At 65.1% G+C, this 23,041-nt stretch carries 20 protein-coding genes, 2 tRNA genes and 2 pseudogenes; 19 read left to right on the plus strand and 5 right to left on the minus strand.

Features of this window, described 5'->3' with window-relative positions:
* Both DID96_RS26585 and DID96_RS26590 read left to right on the plus strand, forming a co-directional pair.
* The coding region (locus DID96_RS26585) for an ABC transporter permease subunit (protein ID WP_124602230.1) at positions 1-545 on the plus strand (545 nt) is incomplete at its 5' end.
* Positions 546-571: 26 nt separating this feature from the next.
* A complete protein-coding gene (locus DID96_RS26590) occupies positions 572-1,957 on the plus strand; it encodes an LLM class flavin-dependent oxidoreductase (RefSeq protein ID WP_124602231.1) in 1,386 nt (461 codons plus the stop codon).
* Here the strand turns inward: DID96_RS26590 and DID96_RS39610 are convergent.
* Both DID96_RS39610 and DID96_RS26600 read right to left on the minus strand, forming a co-directional pair.
* Positions 1,944-2,216, minus strand: coding sequence for a type IV toxin-antitoxin system AbiEi family antitoxin (locus tag DID96_RS39610; protein ID WP_124602292.1), 273 nt, complete (start codon positions 2,214-2,216; stop codon positions 1,944-1,946). The genes DID96_RS26590 and DID96_RS39610 overlap by 14 nt on opposite strands.
* A 12-nt stretch (positions 2,217-2,228) precedes the next feature.
* Entirely contained in the window at positions 2,229-3,134 is a 906-nt protein-coding gene (locus DID96_RS26600) for a LysR family transcriptional regulator (protein ID WP_124602232.1), read from the minus strand.
* A 248-nt stretch (positions 3,135-3,382) separates the two neighbouring features.
* Between DID96_RS26600 and DID96_RS26605 the strand changes: the two genes are divergently transcribed.
* From DID96_RS26605 to DID96_RS26645, 9 genes and pseudogenes are all read left to right on the plus strand, one after another.
* The gene (locus DID96_RS26605) at positions 3,383-4,333 is read left to right on the plus strand and encodes a ketopantoate reductase family protein (RefSeq protein ID WP_124602233.1); all 951 of its coding nucleotides are present in this window, start codon (positions 3,383-3,385) and stop codon (positions 4,331-4,333) included.
* A complete protein-coding gene (locus DID96_RS26610; protein ID WP_124602234.1) occupies positions 4,330-4,722 on the plus strand; it encodes a VOC family protein in 393 nt (130 codons plus the stop codon). The genes DID96_RS26605 and DID96_RS26610 overlap by 4 nt, the downstream gene beginning before the upstream one ends.
* Before the next feature lie 2 nt (positions 4,723-4,724).
* Complete coding sequence (locus tag DID96_RS26615) at positions 4,725-5,183, plus strand: MaoC family dehydratase (protein WP_124602235.1); 459 nt, start codon at positions 4,725-4,727, stop codon at positions 5,181-5,183.
* A complete protein-coding gene (locus DID96_RS26620; RefSeq protein WP_124602236.1) occupies positions 5,183-6,409 on the plus strand; it encodes a CaiB/BaiF CoA-transferase family protein in 1,227 nt (408 codons plus the stop codon). Before DID96_RS26615 ends, DID96_RS26620 begins: the two co-directional genes overlap by 1 nt.
* Complete coding sequence (gene aroE, locus DID96_RS26625; RefSeq protein WP_124602293.1) at positions 6,402-7,235, plus strand: shikimate dehydrogenase; 834 nt, start codon at positions 6,402-6,404, stop codon at positions 7,233-7,235. The genes DID96_RS26620 and aroE overlap by 8 nt, the downstream gene beginning before the upstream one ends.
* Before the next feature lie 28 nt (positions 7,236-7,263).
* Positions 7,264-7,434: pseudogene (locus tag DID96_RS26630) on the plus strand (type II 3-dehydroquinate dehydratase); the annotation flags it as partial.
* A gap of 140 nt (positions 7,435-7,574) precedes the next feature.
* Positions 7,575-9,002, plus strand: coding sequence for an MFS transporter (locus DID96_RS26635; RefSeq protein ID WP_124602237.1), 1,428 nt, complete (start codon positions 7,575-7,577; stop codon positions 9,000-9,002).
* A 75-nt stretch (positions 9,003-9,077) separates the two neighbouring features.
* On the plus strand, positions 9,078-10,301 hold the full coding sequence (locus DID96_RS26640) for an MFS transporter (RefSeq protein WP_124602238.1): 1,224 nt from the start codon (positions 9,078-9,080) through the stop codon (positions 10,299-10,301).
* Between the two features lie 266 nt (positions 10,302-10,567).
* Positions 10,568-10,747: pseudogene (locus DID96_RS26645) on the plus strand (sigma-70 domain-containing protein); the annotation flags it as partial.
* 2 nt (positions 10,748-10,749) lie between these two features.
* Here the strand turns inward: DID96_RS26645 and DID96_RS26650 are convergent.
* The gene (locus tag DID96_RS26650) at positions 10,750-10,965 is read right to left on the minus strand and encodes a hypothetical protein (protein WP_124602239.1); all 216 of its coding nucleotides are present in this window, start codon (positions 10,963-10,965) and stop codon (positions 10,750-10,752) included.
* 215 nt (positions 10,966-11,180) lie between these two features.
* Here DID96_RS26650 and DID96_RS26655 point away from each other — a divergent pair, with 215 nt between their 5' ends.
* Positions 11,181-12,179 carry a 2-dehydropantoate 2-reductase gene (locus DID96_RS26655; RefSeq protein WP_124602240.1) on the plus strand — a complete coding sequence of 333 codons (999 nt, stop codon included), beginning with the start codon at positions 11,181-11,183 and terminating at the stop codon, positions 12,177-12,179.
* Between the two features lie 52 nt (positions 12,180-12,231).
* On the opposite strand, the gene DID96_RS26660 is transcribed toward DID96_RS26655, so the two are convergent.
* Both DID96_RS26660 and DID96_RS26665 read right to left on the minus strand, forming a co-directional pair.
* The gene (locus DID96_RS26660; RefSeq protein WP_124602241.1) at positions 12,232-12,681 is read right to left on the minus strand and encodes a MarR family winged helix-turn-helix transcriptional regulator; all 450 of its coding nucleotides are present in this window, start codon (positions 12,679-12,681) and stop codon (positions 12,232-12,234) included.
* 62 nt (positions 12,682-12,743) lie between these two features.
* Positions 12,744-13,889, minus strand: a complete 1,146-nt coding sequence (locus DID96_RS26665; RefSeq protein WP_124602242.1) for a glycerate kinase — start codon at positions 13,887-13,889, stop codon at positions 12,744-12,746.
* Between the two features lie 375 nt (positions 13,890-14,264).
* Between DID96_RS26665 and tig the strand changes: the two genes are divergently transcribed.
* The 7 genes from tig to DID96_RS26700 all read left to right on the plus strand — a co-directional run bounded on the left by tig (position 14,265) and on the right by DID96_RS26700 (position 23,002).
* Complete coding sequence (tig, locus tag DID96_RS26670; protein ID WP_124602243.1) at positions 14,265-15,611, plus strand: trigger factor; 1,347 nt, start codon at positions 14,265-14,267, stop codon at positions 15,609-15,611.
* Positions 15,612-15,751: 140 nt separating this feature from the next.
* On the plus strand, positions 15,752-16,405 hold the full coding sequence (gene clpP, locus DID96_RS26675; protein WP_124602244.1) for an ATP-dependent Clp endopeptidase proteolytic subunit ClpP: 654 nt from the start codon (positions 15,752-15,754) through the stop codon (positions 16,403-16,405).
* Between the two features lie 156 nt (positions 16,406-16,561).
* Positions 16,562-17,833 carry an ATP-dependent Clp protease ATP-binding subunit ClpX gene (gene clpX / locus DID96_RS26680; protein ID WP_010092138.1) on the plus strand — a complete coding sequence of 424 codons (1,272 nt, stop codon included), beginning with the start codon at positions 16,562-16,564 and terminating at the stop codon, positions 17,831-17,833.
* 199 nt (positions 17,834-18,032) lie between these two features.
* On the plus strand, positions 18,033-20,459 hold the full coding sequence (lon, locus tag DID96_RS26685) for an endopeptidase La (protein ID WP_124602245.1): 2,427 nt from the start codon (positions 18,033-18,035) through the stop codon (positions 20,457-20,459).
* 249 nt (positions 20,460-20,708) lie between these two features.
* Positions 20,709-20,784: transfer RNA gene (locus DID96_RS26690), tRNA-Val, on the plus strand.
* A gap of 23 nt (positions 20,785-20,807) precedes the next feature.
* Positions 20,808-20,884: transfer RNA gene (locus tag DID96_RS26695), tRNA-Asp, on the plus strand.
* A 183-nt stretch (positions 20,885-21,067) separates the two neighbouring features.
* The gene (locus DID96_RS26700; RefSeq protein WP_124602246.1) at positions 21,068-23,002 is read left to right on the plus strand and encodes a SurA N-terminal domain-containing protein; all 1,935 of its coding nucleotides are present in this window, start codon (positions 21,068-21,070) and stop codon (positions 23,000-23,002) included.
* Positions 23,003-23,041: the final 39 nt, after the last annotated feature.

Below are 23,041 nucleotides of genomic sequence, written 5' to 3' on the forward strand. Positions count from 1 at the left end.
TGTACTACGGCTTCGGCCAGATCGTCCCGCGCGAATGGATGCGTGATAGCTGGGCATCGCCGTTGCTGCGCGATGCGTTCTGGTACGCGGTCGTTGCGCTCGGCATAAACGAGAGCGCGTATGTCGCCACAGTCCTGCGTGGCGCGATCGCCGGCGTCCCGGTCGGCGAGATCGAGGCCGGCCACGCGTACGGGATGAGCCGCGCGCAGGTGCTGCGCCGAATCGTCGGTCCGCGCGCGCTGCGGCTTGCACTGCCCGCGCTGATTGGCGAGTCGATCCTGCTGATGAAGTCGACCGTGCTCGCGTCGACGATCACCGTGTTCGATGTGTTGGGTACGGCTAACACGCTGCGTTTCGAGACGTTGCGCGTGTATGAACCGCTCGCCGGGGCTGCGCTCGTTTATGTCGTGCTGGTTGCCTCGCTGACCATTCCCGCCGGCTGGCTCGAAAAGCGCCTCAATCGCTACCTGTCTCGCGCACCGGCCGACCAGCCGCTCAATCGCGCGCGCAAGGCGGTGCCGGGTGCGTGGGCCGCGCCGAACTGATTCCACCTTCTGCATTTCGCAACGTCATGTCCGATCCCCAACCCTTGCTGTTTTCCCTTTATGAACAGGCCAGCGTCGGCTGCGGCGGCGCGCCGAGCTTGTGGACCCATCCCGCCGACGAACGGCTGCGGGTCAATACGCTTGCCTACTGGTCCGATCTTGCACGCAAGGCCGAGCAGGCCGACCTCGACATGCTGTTCTTCGCGGACGTGCTCGGCCTGTACGACGTGTACGGCGGCTCGGCCGACGCGGCACTGCAATGGGCCGTCGAAGCGCCCGCGAACGATCCGATGATGCTGATTCCGGCGCTGGCTGCCCAGACGGAACGCCTTGCTTTCGGCGTCACTGCCAGCACGACCTATGAGCACCCGTTCGCGCTGGCGCGGCGCTTCAGCACGCTCGATCACCTGAGCGGCGGCCGGATCGGCTGGAACATCGTCACGTCCTACCTGACTAGCGCGGCGCGCAATTTCGGCCTCGACAGAATGATCGGCCACGACGAACGGTACGAACGCGCGGAGGAGTTTCTCGACGTCGCCTACAAGCTCTGGGAAGGCAGTTGGGCCGATGATGCGGTGGTGGCCGACAAGCGCGAGTTGCGCTATGCACGCGGCGACCGCGTGCGGCCAATCGCGCACGAGGGTCGCCACTACCGGGTGCAAGGCCCGCACGTGTGTGCGCCGTCGCCACAGCGGACCCCCGTGCTGATCCAGGCGGGCTGGTCGGGGCGCGGGCGCCAGTTCGCGGCGAAGCACGCGGAAGTGGTTTTCGTCGCAAAATCGAATCCGAACGAGATCCGCGACGGCCTTGGCGAGATCCGCCGGCTCGCGCAGCAGAGCGGCCGCGCAGGCGACGACGTGAAGGCGCTGACTGTATTGCGGATCGTCACCGCGCGTTCGTCGGGCGACGCGAAGGAGAAGTACCACACGCTGCAGAGTCACTACCATCAGCACGCGCAGCTCGTCAGCTACGCGGGAGACACCGGCATCGACATCGATCGCTATGCGGACGACGAGCCGCTGACCACGCAGACAGAAGGGCTGACCTCGTACGTGATGCGGCCGGACGGCAGCGGCCAGCCGCTGACCGCCGGCGATGTGCGGCGCAAGTTTGCGAGCGTCACCCGCGGCACGGATTTGATCCTCGTCGGTTCGCCGGACGAAGTCGCCGATCAGCTCGCCGAGCACGCGCGCGTGTCGACGACGAGCGGCTACATGCTGAATCCGCTGATCAGCCCGGGATCGTTCGACGACTTCATTGAGCTCGTTGTACCGGAGCTGAAGAAGCGTGGACTGTACCGGACGACACCCCCATCTGGCACGTTCCGTTCGAGACTGGGTCATGGAGGGGACCGCTTGCCGGCCAGCGCCTACGGTGCGTCGTTCCGGCAGCCCGACTTCAATCAGCGCTGAATCGCGCGACCGAAGTCATGGTCGTTCCGCCGAGTGCGGTTGCAAATTGGTCTGCGACGGTGACGCTTCGGCGACCTGGAACAGCTTGATCGGCATGTTTGATGTATTGGTCACGAATCGTCCGTGCAGTTTCGAGGTTGCACGAGTCACGGCTTGCGATGTGATCGGCGTAGACGAGCGCGCGACAGGCGACGCCAACTTCATCGGCCGGGGCAAGGTCGATGCTTACACGGCCGCCGGCCCGGCCGCTGACCCGGATAGCGCCTGTAGATCAGTGTGCACCACCAAACAGCTTGACCACCACACTGCGCAGCCAACGATTGCCGGCCTCGTGGTGATATCGGGCGTGCCAGTGTTGTCGAACGGCAAACTTGTCGACAGGAATCGGGCACGTGTGCACGGCCACGTCGCTGGACTGTGCGAGCGTTTCGCCAATGTGACGGGGTAGCGTCGTGATCAGGTCAGTGCTCTGAATGATCGCGCCCAGCCCCAGGAATCCCGGCAACTCGAGCACGACCTGCCGCTCGATGCGCTCCCGTGTCAGTGCCTGCTCGAGAAGCTGCGCACCGGTTCCCCCGGTGATCGCGACATGCCCCTCCCCGCAATACTGCCTTACACCCAGCCGTGCGCGAATCCTCGGGTGCCGGCGATTCGCGAGGCACACCCAGTCCTGCTCGTAGAGTTGCTGCTGATAGATGCCGCCGCCGAGCCACGGCACGTAGCCGATTGCGAGATCGGCCTCGCCCGACTCCAGCGCCCGTTCCGTGTTGCCGTCGATGCGTGCGGCTTCGAGCCGGATGCCGGGCGCTTGCGCACGGACGTGCGCAAGCAGCAACGGCAGCAGTGTGATGTGGCTGGCGTCGGTCATGCAGATCCGGAACCGCCGTTGCGCGGTCGCCGGGTCGAACGCGATCTCCCACGCGGTGAACCGCCGCAGCGATTCGAGGATCTCGCGACACGGACCGATCAGCGCATCGGCCTGCGGCGTCGGCGCCATCCCGCCGGGCGTGCGGATGAACAACGGGTCGTGCAGGTACTCGCGCAGGCGTCCGAGCCAGATGCTGACTGTCGGCTGGCTCTGTCCGAGTTGTTCCGCGACGCGGGTCACGCTGCGGGCGTCGTACAGCAGGTCGAAGAGCTGCAGGAGCTTCAGGTCGGGCAGGTCGGTCGGAATCATCGCATTATTGTATTTTGCAATGACGTCATTGTAATCATTGAATTGCTGTTATACACGGCGACGCCTATCTTGCAGCCATGCCCGTTTTGCGCGAGACCCGCGTGCGGAACGGCAGCCAGTGCGGTGGCGGAAGCGCCGGCCGCTCCGGGACGGACCGTGCCGGTTGCCAATACCCACGGTCACGTCGATATCCGGTTGATCGAGAAGCAGATGATCGCGGCAAGCGTCGCGGTCGACAGGAGACGTCATTGAAGATTGCAATTCTGGGTGCCGGCGCGCTGGGCTGCGCGATTGGCGCCACCTTGACCGAAGGGGGTCATGAAACGTGGCTGATCGGCCGCTCGCCGGAACACGTCGGGACCATGCGCAGCGTCGGCCTTCGTGTCGACGACGCGCGTGGCTCGCGCCTCGTCCGCGTTCGCGCGACGACACAAGCCGCCGAAGTCGGCGTCGCGGAGCTGGTGATCGTGCTTGTGAAGTCGTTTCACACCGACGCGGCGATCCGTGGCGCGCTGACGTTGGTCGGGCCCGATACGCTCGTGCTGTCGCTGCAGAACGGCCTCGGGCACGAGGACATCCTGGCCGACGCGGTCGGCCGCGAGCGCGTGCTCGCTGGCAAGACCTACGTCGGCGGCGTGCTGCGCGGCGCCGCGCACATCGAGTCCGGCGTGGTCGGCAAGTCCACCTACATCGGCGAACTCGACGGTCGCATCACGCCACGCGTGCAGGCGATCGCCGACGCATTCAATGCCGCCGGGCTGGCGACGACGGTCAGCGACAACATCGTTGGCACGATGTGGGACAAGCTGCTGGTCAACGTCGCGACCGGCGCGCTCACGGGCGTCACCGGGCTGACCTACGGCCAGCTCTACGACGAGCCGCAACTGAAAGCCGCGTCGCTCGCGGCTGTCGCCGAAGCGATCGCAGCCGCGCGGGCGGCCGGCGTCGCGCTGTCGATGAGCGATCCCGAGCAGGCATGGACGCTGGCGGCCGAAGGGCTGTCGGCCGCCTTCAAGACCTCGATGCTTCAGAGCCTCGAGAAGGGTTCGATTACCGAGATCGACTTCATCAACGGTTCGGTCGTGCGCTACGGCGAACGCTATGGCGTGCCGACGCCGGTCAATGCAACGCTCGTCGCGTGCATCAAGGGAATCGAACGCGCGATGACCGACCGGCAACGCGAGGAGGCCACGGCATGAACGCGCCGAAAGCCTATCTGGAACACGTCGCAATTTTTGTGAAGGACATCCAATGGCACATCCGCTTTTTCGAAGTGGTCCTTGGCATGACCTTGCGCGAAGTCGACGGCACGCTCGACGCCCCCCGGCAGTACTGGACCCTCGGCGGCCTGCAGTTCATCCACGCCCCCGAGCATGACGGTCCCGAAGGCCGGCTCGCGCATCTCGGCGTCATGTGCGAGGACCTGGAAGCTGCGCTGACCGCTGCGCAGCGATTCAGCGTGACCGAAATGCCGCAGGGGCGCAACTGGCTGCGTTTGCCTGACGGCCTGGCAATCGAGCTGATCCAGGCGAAACCCGCGTCCTGTGTCGCACAGGCACTGTCGATCAACCCGCGGGCGGAGGCATGAACATGTCGATCATCGAAAAATACTGGGACGATGCGCGCGAGGGCGATGCATGCGTGAGCCCGCATTACACGGTGACCCGAGAGCGCATCCTCGCCTACGCCGAACTCACTGGCGACCACACGCCAGTGCACGTCGACGAGGACTATGCGAACGCCAGCCATTTCGGCTGCATCGTCGCGCACGGACTCCTCGGGCTGTCGATCGCCGACGGCCTCAAGACGCAGAGCGACTACCGCTTCCTGCCGGGCATGTCGCTCGGCTGGACCTGGGACTTCCTGTTGCCGATCCGCGTCAACGACGTGCTGCACGTGAAGTTCCGCGTAGGTTCGATGCGCGCGAGCAACAGCCGTCCGGGCTGGGGCATCGTCGTGCTGCCGTCGGAACTCGTCAATCAGGACGGCCAGGTGGTGCAACGCGGCGAGCATCGGCTGATGGTGCCGCGTCGGCCGGGAGCCTACTGATGCAGGCCCGTCCTCTCGAAGGCTTGCGCGTCGTCGACTACAGCCATTTCCTTGCTGGCCCCTATGTCGGGCGCTGTCTTGCCGCGCTCGGCGCCGAAGTGATCAAGGTCGAGCGCCCGGGCACTGGCGACGCCGGGCGCCAGCACGCGACCGTGCTCGACGACCAGCAAAGCGGCTATTTCCTGCAGCTCAACATGGGCAAGCGCGGCGTCAGCGTCGACATGAAGAACCCGCGAGGCAAGGCGTTCATGCAGCGGCTGTGCGATTCGGCGGACGTCTTCGTCGAGAACTACCGGCCCGGCGCGCTCGACAAGCTGGGGCTCGGCTATGCGGAGCTGTCGGCCCGCAATCCGGGGCTCGTCTACTGTTCGATATCGGCGTACGGCCATACGGGACCGGATGCGCATCGCGCCGGCTTCGGGCTGATCGCCGAAGCCAAGAGCGGCATTATGCAGATGGTCGGAACGCCGGGCGAGCGCCCGCCGCTGCTGCGCATTTCGCTCGGCGACATGTACACCGGCATTCACGCGGTGGCGGCGATCAACGCCGCGCTGCTGGGCCGTGTGAAGAGCGGACGGGGCCAGCACATCGACATGGCGCTGTATGACACGCTGGTGTCGATGCACGAGTACGCCGTGCAGTGCTACACGCTGCAGGGCGTGCTGCCCGAACAGACCGGCCACGACATGCCGACGTCGACGCTCTACGGCGTATTCCGCGCGGCCGATGGCGATCTGGTGATCGCCGCGCAGGTGGACGATGCGTGGAAGCGCTTCGCCGCGCTGATCGAAGCACACGGCGGGCCGACGGGTTTCGGCGCCGACACGCGCTTTCATGACAGCGTAGGCCGCAACGCACATCGGTCGGCCATCCTGGCCGTCGTCGAACCGTGGGCTGCCGCCCGTCCGGTTGCATCGATCCTGGCCTTGCTCGACGACATCGACGTACCGTGCGCGAAGGTGCAGCGTATTGACGAGGTGCTGGCCGATCCGCAGATCCAGGCGCGGGGCATGATCATCGAACAGCAGCATCCGCGCTACGGCACGCTGCGCTTGCCCAACCTGCCGTTTCGTTTCTCCGATTGCGACACGACGATTCGCGATGTCGCGCCCGAGCTCGGGCAGCACAACGCCGACATCGCGCGTTCGCTCGGCTTTGACCCGGCCGAGATCGACGCGATGCAGGCCGACGGCATTCTTTATTCGAAGCGAGCCCATGATGACTGACCAGTATGCGGTGATCGGCAACCCGATCGGACACACCAAGTCGCCCCTCATCCACGGGCTCTTCGCACAGGAAGCGCAGCAGGACATGCGCTATACGGCGATCGAGGGGCCGCTCGAGCCGCCGCACGGATTCGAACAGGTCGTGCGCGCGTTCGCGTCGGAGGGCGGGAAGGGCTTGAACGTCACCGCGCCGTTCAAGCTCGCGGCCTTCGCGATGGCGGACGAGCGCAGCGAGCGCGCGACACTGGCGGGTGCCGCCAACACGCTGAAGTTCGAAGCAGGACGCATTCTCGCCGACAACTTCGACGGGATCGGGCTGGTTCGCGACATCGAGGTCAATCTGGGCCTGCCGCTGGCCGGCAAGCGCGTGCTGATGCTCGGTGCAGGCGGCGCGGCGCGCGGCGCGTTGCTGCCGTTCCTCGCAGCTTGTCCGGCCGACATGGTCGTGGCGAACCGGGACGTCGGCAAAGCACAGGCGCTGGTATCGCGGGTCGCGGCGCACGGCACGATCGTCGCGTGCGGATACGCCGAGCTTGCACGGATGGGGCGCTTCGATCTCGTGGTCAACGCGACGTCGGCCAGCCTGACCGGCGATCTGCCGCCCGTGCCGCCAGGCGTGTTCAGTCCGGACGGCACCGCGTACGAGCTCGCCTACGGAAAAGGCATGACGCCGTTCCTTCGGCTGGCGAAGAATGCCGGCGTGCTCGGTGTGGCCGACGGCGTCGGCATGCTGGTCGAGCAGGCCGCGGAGGCATTCTCGTGGTGGCGGAGCGTACGTCCGCGAACCGGCCCGGTGATCGACCGGCTCACCGTACCGCTCGACTGAAGGCACTGTGGAGGCGCGAATGAAGCAGATCCTGACGTGCCCGGTCGTCGAACTGCACATGTCGAACATCCATGCGCGCGAACCGTTTCGGCATCGCTCGGTATTCGCCGACATCGTCAGCGGACAGATCGCCGGGTTCGGCATCGACAGCTATCTGCTCGCTCTTGGAGCCGCTGTCTCGGCGATCGACAGGATGTGACGGGCCACGCGGCATCGTGCCGTTGCCGCGACGGCGCCGCATGCTGGAAAGGTCACATCACCGGGAGGCGTGCCGTCGGGTGGGGCCGTCTCCGCGCATCCTGCGCTACCCGGCACACATATCAATATCCGGAGACAACCATGAACGTAGCGACACCGCGCGACACGCGGGGCATGCATCAGTCGAAGAAGGCCGCAGCGAGCGGCTGGATCGGGTCGATGCTCGAGTATTACGATTTCTTCATCTATGCCACCGCATCAGCGCTGATCTTCCCACAGATCTTCTTCCCGGCCGGCAGCCCGACGACCGCAATCGTCGCTTCTCTCGCCACCTATGGTGTCGGTTATGTGTCGCGGCCCATCGGCGCGTTCGTGTTGGGGCATTTCGGCGATACACGCGGCCGCAAGGCCGTATTGCTGTGGTGCATGTTCCTGATGGGATTCTCGACGGTCGGCGTGGGCCTGCTGCCGACCTATGATCAGGTCGGGCTGCTGGCGCCCGTGCTTCTGGTGATTCTGCGCCTGATACAGGGGTTTGCCGTGGCTGGGGAGATTACCGGCGCGAGCTCGATGATCCTCGAGCACGCGCCGTTCGGCCGGCGAGGTTACTTCGTCAGTTTCTCGCTGCAGGGCGTGCAAGCGGGCCAGGTGCTGGCGGCGGCGGTGTTCCTGCCGCTCGCGCACTACATGCCGACCGCGATGTTCAATAGCTGGGGATGGCGGGTGCCGTTCCTGCTGAGCTTCGTGGTGATTATCGCGGGGTGGGTCATTCGTCGCGAAGTCGAGGAGTCGCCGGCCTTCGTTGACGAGGTGCAGAAGCAGCCGCAAATCGGGTCGCCCGTGGCGGACGCGTTCCAGCATCACTTTCCCGACATGCTGCGCGTGGTGTTCATGGCTTTCATGAACGTGATTCCGGTGGTCGCGACGATCTTCGGTGCCGCCTATGCGGTGCAGCCCGCGTACGGGATCGGGTTTGCGAAGGACGTCTATCTGTGGATTCCGGTCGTCGGCAACATCGTCGCGGTGGTGGTGATTCCATATGTCGGCGCGCTGTCGGACAAGGTCGGCCGGCGGCCACCGATCATCGTCGGGTCGTTGCTGGCCGGCTTGCTTGCCTTCGCTTACCTGTATGCGATCAGCATCCGGAACGTGCCGCTTGCGTTCGTCATGTCGATACTGATGTGGGGCGTGGTGTACCAGGGATACAACGCGGTGTTTCCGGCGTTCTACCCGGAACTCTTTCCGACCCGCACGCGCGTGTCGGCGATGGCCATCGCGCAGAACCTGGGGACGGCCGTTACCGCGATGCTGCCCGCGCTTTTCGCCGCGGTGGCGCCTCCCGGTGCAGCACACATCTGGTTGATCGTCGGTGCGATTACGTTCGGTGCCACCGTGATCGCGTCGATCGCCGCGTTCAGCGCGCGCGAAACCCATCGCATTCACATGAGCGATCTCGGTCGCCGGGATGCGTTGCCGTGCGACAAGGCGGAGTACGAGCGCCTGCGTGCGGAAGCGCGATATGCCGTGAATGCAGCAAGCGAACCCGTGTCCGGCTCGCTACAAGGCTAGGGCTCGCCGGGGTTCCGAAAAACGGCATGGCGATCGTCATGCCCTGGCAAACGAACACCATCACACACTGTGCAGATGATCCGCCGCATCCCGCTCGATTTCGCGTTACTTCTGCCGCTTCTGCTTGCGGCCCAACCGGTGGCCACCGACAGTTACTTGCCGGCGTTGCCCGAGATCGCATCGACGCTGGGCTCCGCCAGTCTCGGCCTCACGTTCTTCGTGCTCGCGTTCGGCGTCGGGCAGTTGCCGGCCGGCGGGCTTTGCGATCGGTTCGGCCGCCGACCGGTTCTGCTCGCGGGGCTGGGCCTTTATGCAGCGGCGGCGCTTGCCGGTGCCGCTGCGTCGACGGCGATGGCGCTGACGGCCACGCGCGCCGTGCAGGGTGTCGCTACTGCAGCGATCGTGGTGTGCGCGCGAGCGACGGTACGCGACCGCTATACGGCTGCCGACGGCCCGCAGATCATGGCGCGCGGCTTCATGGGAATGGGCATGATGGCGTTTCTTGCACCGATCCTCGGCGCGTACGCGACGCAGCAGGCAGGGTGGCGATGGGTGCTCGTCGCGATGGGCGCATACGCGATCGTGCTGCTCGCGACGTGCTGGGTTGGCTTTGCCGAGAGTCGTCCGTCCGACGCAGCCATCGCGCAGCCCGCCGCAAGCGTACGGGAAATCTTCGCCAGCGCACCGTTCCGTGCGTGGACGCTGGTCGCCGCAGCGACGTATACCGGCATGTTCTGCTTCCTGTTGCTGTCGCCGTCGGTCTATATCGGTTATCTCGGCATTGCCCCTCAGCAATACGGCTGGATACCTGCTTGCGGCACGCTGATTTACGTGGCGAGCACGTATGGCTGCCGGGTTCTGCTGCGCCGTCAAAGCATGCTGGCGACGGTGCAGCACGGTGCGCTGCTGAGCGTGGCCGGCGCATTAATCCAGGCGTCGGGATGCTGGCTGGTGCCGGGGAGCCCATGGCCGCTGCTGGTCGGGCATGGCGTGTATTGCCTGGGCCACGGCATTCATCAACCCTGCGGGCAGGCGGGGGCGGTGGGGGGGCTTCCGCGCTTGGCCGGACGTGCGGTGTCGTGGTCCGGGTTCATCATGATGTGCTTCGCGTTCTGTGCCGGGCAGACGGCCGCGGCTTTTGCCGGCCCGCTTCACGAATATGGCGCGTGGCCGATGGTCGTGCCGATGCTATGCGCCGGTGCGGTGCTGGTGGCAGTCGCGTACGTCTGGTTACCCGGGCTCCGGGAAATTATTCCGTCGGGAGCCACTCGGTCAGGCGTTATGGTTGATTGCGAGTGATCCGTCGCTGGGCACGAGTTCGTATATCCGGTTGGCGCAGGAACGATTTGAATCAACTCGACGGAGCCGTCGGCGAACCTTCGATGCGTCTGTCCTGTCACGGACCGTGCGCTGGCGGTGTGTCTGTCAATCCCTATGCGATGTAACAGCATTGTGTCTCACGCCGGAACATGGTCGGGGCAGGTCCCTTGGGAACTGAGTACCGTCAAGTTGCCACGACAACATGGTTGTCATGCCAAACTGGCTGACCCGAAAACTTGCCTGACACCATTCGCGTGCCGGTCCACATGATCGAGACGATCAACAAGCTGAACCGGGTTTCGCGCGAAATCCTGCAACAGACGGGAAAGGAAGCAGATCCGGCCACCCTTGCGGAACGCATGGAGATGTCCGAGGAAAAGGTGCGCGGCATCCTCAAGATCGCCAAGCAACCTGTCTCGCTCGACCGCTAATCCCAAAAGCTGCGGATCGCGACCGCGACGATCACCGGTACCGAAAACACCAGCGGAATCGCGAAATACTGCGCCTCGCGATCGACGATCCAGCTGTAGATCAGCCAGGCTGCGCCGATCGCGAACGTGACGAGGCCGACCAGAATGGCGGCGATATTCAGTACCAGGTTGGACGGCCGGCGGCGCGCTTTCTCGCGCGGAGACGATTTCATCGGATGGGTGGGGCTCCAGGCCCCGCTTGTGCAAACACGCACAGGAAACCGCATCTGCGCCGATTGCGCAAGGGCCGTTTCGTTGCACGCTGCGGCGCGCGACACGTGAGCGCCGACAGCCCACGAGCCGCGCTGAGCCGCAACGGCGCAATGATGGTTGTATCCGCAACCATTGAGCGCTATGCTCGTCTGCTCCCAGGAGACGGAATCCCATCATGAACGACTCGAATTCAGGGCCGGTGCGCGCGGCGATCGTCGGCGTCGGCGCGATCGGCGGGCTGCTCGCGGCCGCACTTGTGCGGGCCGGAATGCAGGTGAGCGCGTATGCGCGCGGTGCGACGCTCGATGCGCTGAAGACACACGGCGTGCGGGTGCTCGACGAAACGGGCGCGCAATCGTCGGTCGTGGTCGAGGCCAGCGACGACGCGGCCGCGCTCGGCGTGCAGGACTACGTGGTGATCGCGCTGAAGGCGCAGGCGCTGCCGGATCTGGCCGCGCGCATCGCGCCGCTCGTCGGGCCGCGCACGGTGATCGTCGCGGCGATGAACGGGCTGCCATGGTGGTTCACGCACGGGCTCGCCGGCTCGCTCGACGGCGTGCCGCTCGACGCGGTGGATCCGGGTGGCGCAGTCTCCGCGGTGCTGCCGCCGGCACAGGCGATCGGCTGTGTCGTGCACCTGTCGTCGAGCACCGACGCGCCGGGCGTCGTGCGCCGTGGGCGCGGCAACCGCCTGATCGTCGGCGCCGCCGATCCCGCACTCGATGCGGCCGCGGCACGCTTTGCGGCAGCGCTCGCGGCGGGTGGCTTCGACGTCGAGACGACGGCCGCGATCCGCACCGAGATCTGGGCGAAGCTGTGGGGCAACATGAACATGAACCCGCTGAGTGCGCTGACGGGGTCGACGTCCGTGCAACTGCTGGACGATCCATACACGCACGCGCTCGCGCTGCGGATGATGGAGGAGGCCGCCGCGATCGGTGCGAAACTCGGCCTGCATACGGGGATGAGCGGCCCCGAGCGGATGGCAGTCACGCGCAAGCTCGGTGCGTTCAGGACGTCGATGCTGCAGGATTTCGAAGCCGGGCGTTCGCTCGAGATCGGGCCGATCCTCGGCGTGTTTCCGGAGTTGGGGCGCAAGCTGGGTGTGCCGACCCCGTATTGCGACGCCGTGCTCGGCCTGCTGCGTCAGCGCGCCGCGAACAGCGGACTGTAGGACGGAGCGCGCAACCCGGCCTGCACCCGACCGTCGGTGCGCGCGGCCCGCTTCAGTCGTCGCGCTCGAGCGCGTGCGCGACGACCTTGTCCAGCAGCCGTTCGAACGTGTTGCGCTCGTTGTCGGACAGGCACGCGAGCAGTCCGTCGTTCCACTTGCGCACGATCGGCATGATCTTGCGATGCAGCGCGCGGCCGTCCGGCGTCAGCGCGATCAGCACGATCCGTCCGTCTTCCTCGCTCGCGCTGCGCGCGAGCAGGCCCTGGCGCAGCAGCGCTTCGGCCGCGCGGCTCGCCTGGCTCTTGTCGAGGTTGGTGTGGCGCGCAAGATCCATGATCGAGAACGGGCCGAACGCGCCGACCGCCGCGATCACGCGCGCCTCGGGCAGCGAGATGCCGAGCTTGTGCCGGTACACGTCGCCAATGCCGCGGTCGGAGCGCTTCGTGAGCACGTGGAGGCGATAGGTCAGAAACTGATCGAGCCCGGCTTGACGGCCTTTCATGTCGAATCCTGAGGGTAAAGGGCGGGCCCGATTGTTCCTGTATCGCGCGCTCGGGTCAACGGTCAGCGCGCACCGTATTTCAGCCGCGTCAGTTGCTCGGCCTCGTTGGCGAGCAGTCTCGCGGCATCGCGAATCGCCACGTCGAGCGTGATCGGGCCCGGCGCAGGCGAGAAACACCCGGAAAAATGCTCGGACAGGCGCGGCAGCGCGGCCGGATCGACCGCGCCCGACAGCAGCGACGCGGGCACGCCGGCCGCCTGCGCGTGACGGCACGCGATGAACGGCGCCTTGCCGTGCAGCGTCTGCACGTCCGAGCGCCCCTCGCCGGTGATCAGCCAGTCCGCGCCCGCGAGCGCAGCGTCGAGCCCGATCTGGCGCGCGACGACTTCCGCGCCCGCTTCGAACCGCGCGCCGAGCATGTGCAGCGCGAAGCCGAGGCCGCCCGCCGCGCCGGCGCCCGGCAGGTCGCGGCAGCGGCGGTCGAGCGCCGCCTCCAGCAGGTCGGCGAAGTGGCCGAGTGCGGCGTCGAGGGGCGCAATCTGTTCCGGCGTCACGCCCTTCTGCGGGCCGAACACGGCGGTCGCACCGTGCGTGCCCGTCAGCGGATTGTCGACATCGGACATGCCGATGAACTCGCTTTCGGCCACGCGCGGGTCGAGCCCGGACGCGTCGATCCGGGCGATCTCGGCAAGCCGCGCAGGTACCGGCTCGACCGGCTCGCCGGCCGCGTCGAAGCAGCGCAGCCCGAGTCCGGCGAGGAGGCCCGCGCCCGCGTCGTTGGTGCTGCTGCCGCCGAGCGCGACGAAGAACCGGCGCACACCGTCGTCGAGCAGTTGACGGATCGCTTCGCCCATCCCGCGCGTGCTGCGCGCGTCGACCGGCACGCTCATCCCGGCCGGGTCGGTGATCCCGACGATCTCGGCCGTCTCGACGATCGCGGTGCGCGCATCGATCACGCCGACCGCCGCGTCGCGCGCCGCCAGCGACGCACCCGCCACGGCGACCGTACGCCGAGTGCCGTTCGTCGCGAGCATCGCGTCGAGCGTTCCTTCGCCGCCATCCGCCATCGGGCAGCAGCGCACGACGGCGTCGGGCCGCGCGCGGCGGATGCCGGTGGCGATCGCGTCCGCGACCTGCGCGGCGGAAAGCGAGCCTTTGAACGAATCGGGCGCGATGACGACGACAGGCGCTGACGGGTGTTGCGGCATGGTGTCTCCGGATGGCGTGATTGGTCGGACGAATTGGCCGGACGAATGTGTGCCGCGCGGCGGCGCATTCTCAAATGGAGCTTACAGGATGGCGGCCGCGCGTGGATACGCCGCGCGGCATAACGGCAATCTGCGTGCATCGGCGCCTGTCGCGCGACGCTCGCGCATGCGCATTGTGCCGAACTGGCGGTACAGGGAAAATTGTTTGCTAGAATAGTCGATTCTTCCGGCCAAAGCCGTGCTCCGAGCCGCTTGCGCTGGCCGACCCGGCACTCGCAGGGATGGCGTGGCGCTCCGGCGCGGCGTATGACGCCGCCACGCAGGCACGGCAAGGAAAACCCGATTCGCTCGAATAATTTTAGGACGATTGAAGCCATGGCTAACGTTGTTGAAAACCTCGGCAAGCTTGAACGCCGCGTGACGATTTCCCTGCCGAAAGACTCGGTGCAGAAGGAAATCGACGCCCGCATCCAGAAACTCGCGAAGAACGTGCGCATGCCGGGTTTCCGCCCGGGCAAGGTGCCGCTCAAGATGGTCGCGCAGCAATATGCGGGTCAGGTCGAGGCGGAAGTGCTGAGCGACAAGATCGGCCAGGAGTTCTTTACGATCAGCCGCTCGGAAAACCTGCGCGTCGCCGGCCAGCCGAGCTTCGCGCCGAAGCAGGAGCAGGCCGAAGATGCATACGCGTTCGACGCGACGTTCGAGGTCTATCCGGAAGTGCAGATCGGCGATCTGGCGACGGCTGAAGTCGAGCGCTCGACGACGACGATCGGCGACGCCGAGATCGACCGCACGCTCGACATCCTGCGCAAGCAGCGCGTGCACTTCCACGCACGCGGCGAAGGCGGCGAGCACGGCGACGGCGGCGCGGACACGGCTGCGCAGAACGGCGACCGCGTGACGGTCGACTTCGTCGGCAAGATCGACGACGTCGCGTTCCAGGGCGGCACCGCTGAAGATTTCCCGTTCGTGCTCGGCGAAGGCCGCATGCTGCCGGAATTCGAAACGGCTGCGCTTGGCCTGAAGGCCGGCGAAGCACGCACGTTCGACCTGAAGTTCCCGGACGACTACCACGGCAAGGACGTGGCCGGCAAGACGGCCCAGTTCACGGTCACGATGAAGAAGGTCGAATGGCCGCACCTGCCGGAAATCGACGCCGACTTCGCGAAGTCGCTCGGCATCGAAGACGGCGATCTGGCCAAGATGCGCGGCGAGATCAAGGAAAACCTCGAGCGTGAGGCGAAGCGCCGCACGCAGTCGATCGTCAAGAACCAGGTGATGGACGCGCTGCTGAAGATTTCCGAACTCGACGTGCCGAAGGCACTGATCGAGCAGGATCAGCAACGCCTCGTCGAAATGGCGCGCCAGGACCTCGCGCAGCGCGGCGTGCCGAACGCGAAGGACGCACCGATCCCGGCGGAAATGTTCGCCGAGCAGGCCGAGCGCCGCGTGAAGCTGGGCCTCGTGCTCGCCGAGCTCGTGAAGGCGAACAGCCTGGAAGCGAAGCCGGAGCAGATCCGCGCGGAAGTCGACGAGTTCGCGAAGAGCTACGAAGACCCGAAGGAAGTGGTCCGCTGGTATTATTCGAACCAGCAGCGCCTCGCCGAGATGGAAGCGTTCGTCGTTGAGAGCAACGTCGTCGATTTCGTGCTGGGCAAGGCGAAGGTGACGGACAAGGAAGTGAGCTTCGAGGCACTCGCAAGCGCATCGGCGCAAGCGTAAAGGTCGCTCTAGCGGCGTGCCGGCTGTCGGAGCGACGGCCTGCACGCCGTTTTTACGTCAGGCGCAAGGTTGCCATTAATATGGCGATTGAGCGGGCGGCTTCCCGCCGTTCAATTTTCAATTCGAACAAGGTTCATTGAATGATCACTCGCGCTGAATTGCTGGACATGCTTGCTTCGAACGCGCCGCAGGGTCTCGAGGCCCAGGCGCTGGGGCTGGTTCCGATCGTCGTCGAAACGAGCGGCCGCGGCGAGCGTTCGTACGACATTTATTCGCGCCTCCTGAAAGAGCGTCTCGTGTTCATGGTCGGCGAAGTGAACGACCAGACCGCGAATCTCGTGGTCGCGCAGCTGCTGTTCCTCGAGAGCGAGAATCCGGACAAGGACATCAGCCTGTACATCAACAGCCCGGGCGGTTCCGTATCGGCCGGCATGGCGATCTACGACACGATGCAGTTCATCAAGCCGGACGTGTCGACGCTCTGCATGGGGCTCGCGGCGAGCATGGGCGCGTTCCTGCTCGCATCGGGCGCGAAAGGCAAGCGTTTCGCGCTGCCGAACTCGCGCGTGATGATTCACCAGCCGCTCGGCGGCGCGCGTGGCCAGGCATCGGACATCGAGATCCAGGCGCGCGAAATCCTCTACCTGAAGGAACGGCTCAACCAGCTGCTCGCGCAGCACACGGGCCAGGACGTCGAGCGCATCGCACGCGACACCGACCGTGATAACTTCATGTCGAGCGAGGACGCGAAGGCGTACGGGCTGATCGATCAGGTGCTGTTGAAGCGTCCGTGAACTTAGTGGGGTGCCGCCCCATTTGGGGCGGCACACCCGATACGCCCTGAGCATCTGCGGCAAGCGTATCCAGCCGGCTCCGGTTGCGCCCTAGGTCGTGGCGCGCGGAGCATTCGGCGTATCATGTCATCTACCTGTCCGGAGGCTCATACATTCATGGCGGACAAAAAAGGTTCGAACAGCGAAAAGCTGTTGTATTGCTCGTTCTGCGGCAAGAGTCAGCATGAGGTGAAAAAGCTCATTGCCGGCCCGTCGGTCTTCATCTGCGATGAATGTATCGACCTGTGCAACGAGATCATTCGCGACGAGGCGGCAGCCGCGGGCGTCGAGGCCAGCCTGTCCCGGTCGGATCTGCCGAGCCCGCAGGAAATTCGCGACATCCTCGATCAGTACGTGATCGGGCAGGAGCGCGCGAAGAAAATCCTCGCGGTGGCCGTCTACAACCACTACAAGCGTCTCAAGCATCTCGACAAGAAGGACGACGTCGAGCTGTCGAAGAGCAACATCCTGCTGATCGGCCCGACGGGCTCCGGCAAGACGCTGCTCGCGCAGACGCTGGCGCGCCTGCTGAACGTGCCGTTCGTGATCGCCGATGCGACGACGCTGACCGAAGCCGGCTACGTCGGCGAGGACGTCGAGAACATCATCCAGAAGCTGTTGCAGAACTGCAACTACGAGGTCGAGAAGGCCCAGCGCGGGATCGTCTACATCGACGAAATCGACAAGATCAGCCGCAAGTCGGACAACCCGTCGATCACGCGCGACGTGTCGGGCGAGGGTGTTCAGCAGGCGCTGCTGAAGCTCGTCGAGGGCACGATGGCGTCGGTGCCGCCGCAAGGTGGCCGCAAGCACCCGAACCAGGATTTCATCCAGGTCGACACGACCAACATCCTGTTCATCTGCGGCGGCGCGTTCGACGGCCTCGAAAAGGTGATCACCGATCGCACCGAGAAGACGGGCATCGGCTTTGGCGCGACGGTCAAGAGCAAGCAGGAGCGCGATGCGGGCGAGGTGCTGCGCGAGGTCGAGCCCGAGGACCTGATCAAATTCGGTCTGATCCCCGAATTGATCGGCCGTCTGCCGGTCGTCGCGACGCTCGGCAAGCTGGACGAGGCTGCGCTGATGAAGATCCTCGTCGAGCCGAAGAATGCGCTCGTCAAGCAGTATCACAAGCTGTTCGCGATGGAGCGCGTCGAGCTGGAGATCCGCCCGGCCGCGCTGCAGGCGGTGGCCCGCAAGGCGATCCGCCGCAAGACCGGCGCGCGCGGCCTGCGCTCGATCATCGAACAGGCGCTGCTCGACGTGATGTACGAACTGCCGACGATGAAAGGAGTCAGCAAGGTGATCATCGACGAGAACGTCATCGATGGCGACGGCAAACCGTTGCTGATCTACGAGGACACGCCGAAAGTGGCGGGTTCGAACTGACCGGCTTGACGACAATGTACTGACGAAAAAAGCCGTTCATGAAACCGTGAACGGCTTTTTTTCGTTTATCTTGTGGGTAACTCTGACTCGACGCGCGGTGGTTACTTTCTTACCGAATATTTCCCACGCTTGAAGGCCTTGCAATCCGAAGTGCCGGCCTCAATTACCGAACAATTGATTCCACTCATGGGGAAATGAAATGTCAGGCACCCAACTTCTCCCGCCGGAACGCATCACGCTCCCGCTGCTGCCGCTGCGGGACGTCGTCGTTTTCCCGCACATGGTGATTCCGCTCTTCGTGGGCCGGCCGAAATCGATCAAGGCCCTCGAAGCAGCGATGGAAGGCGGCAAGCACATCATGCTGGTCGCCCAGAAGACCGCGGCCAAAGACGAACCGACCGAAAAGGACATGTACGAGGTCGGTTGCGTCGCCAATATCCTGCAGATGCTGAAGCTGCCGGACGGCACCGTGAAGGTGCTCGTCGAAGGCCTGCAGCGCGCGAAGGCACTGTCGATCGAGGAACAGGAGACGCAGTTCTCCTGCGAAGTGATGCCGCTCGAACCGGACCACGCCGATAGCGCGGAAACGGAAGCGCTGCGTCGCGCGATCGTGTCGCAGTTCGACCAGTACGTGAAGCTGAACAAGAAGATCCCGCCGGAGATCCTCACGTCGCTGTCGGGCATCGACGAAGCGGGCCGCCTCGCGGACACCATCGCCGCGCACCTGCCGCTCAAGCTCGACCAGAAGCAGCACATCCTCGAGATGTTCCCGGTCGTCGAACGGCTCGAGCACCTGCTCGCGCAGCTCGAAGCCGAGATCGACATCCTGCAGGTCGAAAAGCGCATCCGCGGGCGCGTGAAGCGCCAGATGGAGAAGAGCCAGCGCGAGTACTACCTGAACGAACAGGTCAAGGCGATCCAGAAGGAACTGGGCGAAGGCGAAGAGGGTGCGGATCTCGAGGAGCTCGAGAAGCGCATCAATGCCGCGCGCATGCCGAAGGAAGCGAAGAAGAAGGCCGACGCCGAGCTGAAGAAGCTGAAGCTGATGTCGCCGATGTCGGCGGAAGCGACGGTCGTGCGCAACTACATCGACACGCTGATCGGCCTGCCGTGGCGCAAGAAGAGCAAGGTCAACAACGACCTGTCGAACGCCGAGCAGGTGCTCGACGAGGATCACTACGGCCTCGAGAAGGTCAAGGAACGCATCCTCGAGTATCTCGCGGTGCAACAGCGCGTCGACAAGGTGAAGGCGCCGATCCTGTGCCTCGTCGGGCCTCCGGGCGTCGGCAAGACCTCGCTCGGCCAGTCGATCGCGCGTGCGACGAACCGCAAGTTCGTCCGCATGGCGTTGGGTGGCGTGCGTGACGAGGCCGAGATCCGCGGCCACCGTCGCACGTACATCGGTTCGATGCCGGGCAAGATCCTGCAGAGCCTCACGAAGGTCGGTGTGCGCAATCCGCTGTTCCTGCTCGACGAAGTCGACAAGATGGGCATGGATTTCCGTGGCGATCCGTCGTCGGCGCTGCTCGAAGTGCTCGATCCGGAACAGAACCACACGTTCGCCGATCACTACATCGAGGTCGATTTCGACCTGTCGGACGTGATGTTCGTCGCGACGTCGAACTCGCTGAACATCCCGCCGCCGCTGCTCGACCGGATGGAAGTGATCCGCCTGTCGGGCTACACGGAAGACGAGAAGGTCAGCATCGCGCAGCGTTACCTGCTGCCGAAGCAGAAGAAGAACAACGGCCTGAAGGAAGGCGAGGTCGACGTGACCGAGCAGGCGATTCGCGACATCATCCGCTATTACACGCGTGAAGCCGGTGTGCGTTCGCTCGAGCGGGAAGTGTCGAAGATCTGCCGCAAGGTCGTGAAGATGCTGCTGCTGAAGAAGGCATCGGGCACGATCAAGGTCGATGGCGACAACCTCGATACGTTCCTCGGCGTGCGCAAGTACGACTTCGGCCTTGCCGCGAAGGAAAACCAGGTCGGTCAGGTGACGGGCCTCGCGTGGACGGAAGTCGGTGGCGATCTGCTGACGATCGAAGCCGCGGTGATGCCGGGCAAGGGCAACGTGATCCGCACGGGTTCGCTTGGCGACGTGATGAAGGAGTCGGTCGAGGCTGCGCGTTCGGTCGTGCGTTCGCGTTCGCGGCGTCTGGGCATCAAGGATGAGGCGTTCGAGAAGCAGGACATCCACATCCACGTGCCGGAAGGTGCGACGCCGAAGGACGGTCCGTCCGCCGGCGGCGCGATGACGACCGCGCTGGTGTCGGTGCTGACGGGCATTCCCGTGCGCGCCGATGTCGCGATGACGGGCGAAATCACGCTACGTGGCGAAGTTCTGCCGATCGGCGGGCTGAAGGAGAAGTTGCTGGCAGCGCATCGCGGCGGCATCAAGCTCGTGCTGATTCCGGAAGAGAACGTGAAGGATCTCGCCGAGATTCCGGACAACGTGAAGAACGCGATCGAGATCGTGCCGGTCCGCTGGATCGACAAGGTGCTCGAACTCGCGCTCGAGCGTGCGCCGACACCGCTGCCGCCGGAAGAAGAGGCGAAGGCTGCTGCGGCTCCCGTCGCGGAAACGGCGAAGGATGCCGGCTCGACGGAAGTCGTCAAGCACTGAGTCTGATGTAACGGCTGTACACGAAACCCGCGGTATGTCCGCGGGTTTTTTTACACGCGTTCGGCGTGGCGCCATGCCGGAGCGCGGCGATGACGACGAGTGTTTCCGCACACCGGCTCACCGATCAGGATCGGTGCTGAAAAAATTCCTCGATAAGGGGCTGGTAAAGTCTTGAGGGATGAATTAATATTGCGGGCTCGCTGGTTGTTGATGCCGAAACGCAGATCGCAGCCAGATTGAATCCGGAACGGGTGCTTAGCTCAGCTGGTAGAGCGGCGCCCTTACAAGGCGTAGGTCGGGGGTTCGAACCCCTCAGCACCCACCAGTTTCGCGATTCAGCAAGACCAAGGAGCGGTAGTTCAGTCGGTTAGAATACCGGCCTGTCACGCCGGGGGTCGCGGGTTCGAGTCCCGTCCGCTCCGCCAAAACAATAAATGCCCGCCTTGTGCGGGCATTTTTGTTTGTCGATCGATATGCCCGCTCAGGTGCATCAGGGCCGCAACGACCGCCGCCTGCACCACCGACAGCCCGCCGCCGGACGCCGGTTCGCCTTTTTTCCTGCCCACTGTTGTAATATCGGGCGTTTTGTCCAATATACCCCGTCACGCATGCTCGATTTCTTCCGTAATCACCAGCGCCTGATGATGGCGCTCCTGCTCCTGATCGTGTTGCCGGGGCTGGGTTTCGTCGGGATTCAAGGTTTCCGCGGCTTCTTCGACGAAAGCGCGAACGTCGCAGCGGTCAACGGGCACAAGATCACGCGTGTCGAATTCGACGGCGCGTTCCGCCAGCAGATCGATCGCGCACGCCAGATGCTCGGCGGGCAGTTCGACGTGAAGGCGTTCGATACGCCCGAGCACCGCAAGGAAGTGCTCGACGGCCTGATCCAGCAGCGTGTGCTCGCCGACGAGACGCAGCGCCTGCACCTGACCGCATCCGACAATGCGGTGCGCGACGCACTGCTGAGCGATCCGATGATTGCATCGCTGAAGAAGCCGGACGGCTCGATCGACGTCGAGCGCTACGCGCAGCTGCTGTCGTTCCAGGGCATGACCCCCGAGCAGTATCAGGAGCGCGTGCGCTACAGTCTCGCGCTGCAGCAGATCCCGGCCAGCATCGTGTCGAGCGCGTTCACGCCGAAGAGTCTCGCGCAGCATCTGTCCGAGCTCGCCGCGCAGCAGCGTGAAGTGCAGGCACTCGTGCTGAAGACGAGCGACTACGCGTCGAAGGTGCAGCCGACCGACGCGCAGATCTCCGCTTACTACGACGCGCACAAGCAGAGCTTCGCGACGCCGGAGACCGCGACGATCCAGTACGTCGTCTATTCGCCGGCCGCGGCCGCCGCGAGCGCGCAGCCGACCGACGCGGACATCAAGAAGTTCTACGACGACAACCCGACGCACTTCCGCAGCGAAGCGCAGGTGCGCGTGAGCCACATCTTCATTGCGGCGGCGAGCAACGCGAGCGCCGCGGACAAGGCAAGCGCGAAGGCGAAGGCCGAGCAGATCCTCGCCGACGTGAAGGCGCATCCGGACCAGTTCGCGCAGATCGCACAGAAGAGCTCGCAGGACGCGCCGTCGGCGGCGAAGGGCGGCGACCTCGGCTTCATCACGCGCGGCTCGACCGCGGGCGGCAAGGCGTTCGACGATGCCGCGTTCGCGCTGAAGCAGGGCGACGTGAGCGGCGTCGTGCAATCGGATCTCGGCTTCCACATCCTGAAGGCGACCGAAGTGAAGCCGTCGGTGGTCAAGCCGTTCGAGGAAGTGAAGGATTCGATCGCCGCGGACCTGAAGCAACAGTACGCATCGAAGGCGTTCTCGGACAACTCGGAGGGCTTCACGTCGACCGTCTATGAAAAGGCGAAGAGCCTGCAGCCGGCGGCGGACAAGTACAAGCTGACGATCCAGACGGCCACCGTCACGCCGACGCCGAATCCGGCGCTGCCGCCGACGAGCCCGCTCAACAACGCGAAGTTCCTCGCGGCGGTGTTCGCGAGCGACTCGGTGAAGAGCCAGAACAACACGCAGGCGATCGACGTCGGCAACAACACGCTGATCTCGGCGCGCGTGACCGACTACAAGCCGGCCGCCGTGCCCGCGCTCGCCGCGATCAAGGACGCGGTGCGCCAGAAGGTGATCGCCGAACAGGCGGCTGCGCTCGCGAAGACGGACGGCGCGGCGAAGCTCGCGGAGTTGCAGAAGTCGAAGGCGACCGCAGGCTTTGCGGCGGTCGAGACCGTGTCGCGCATGCAAGCACACGGCCTGTCGCCCGACGCGCTGAGCGCGGTCTACAAGGTCGACGCGAAGAAGCTGCCGGCGTATGTTGGCGTCGATCTCGGTGCGGACGGCTACGCGATCTACCGCGTGAACGCCGTGATCCCGGGTACGGCGGTCGATCCGCAGCAACTCGCGGCCGCGCAGCAGCAGATGGCGCAGGTCGACGCACAAAGCGAAGGCGAGGCGTACCTCGCCGCGCTGCGCGATCGCTCGAAGGTCAAGCTGTACGGTTCGACGGCCGGCGCCACGCAGGACGGCGGGAACTGATTCCCGCAGCGTCGACGAAAAGAGCCCCGCCTTCGAGCG

The sequence above is a fragment of the Burkholderia sp. Bp8963 genome, assembly GCF_003854275.1.
In the GTDB taxonomy this organism is placed as follows: Bacteria; Pseudomonadota; Gammaproteobacteria; order Burkholderiales; family Burkholderiaceae; genus Burkholderia.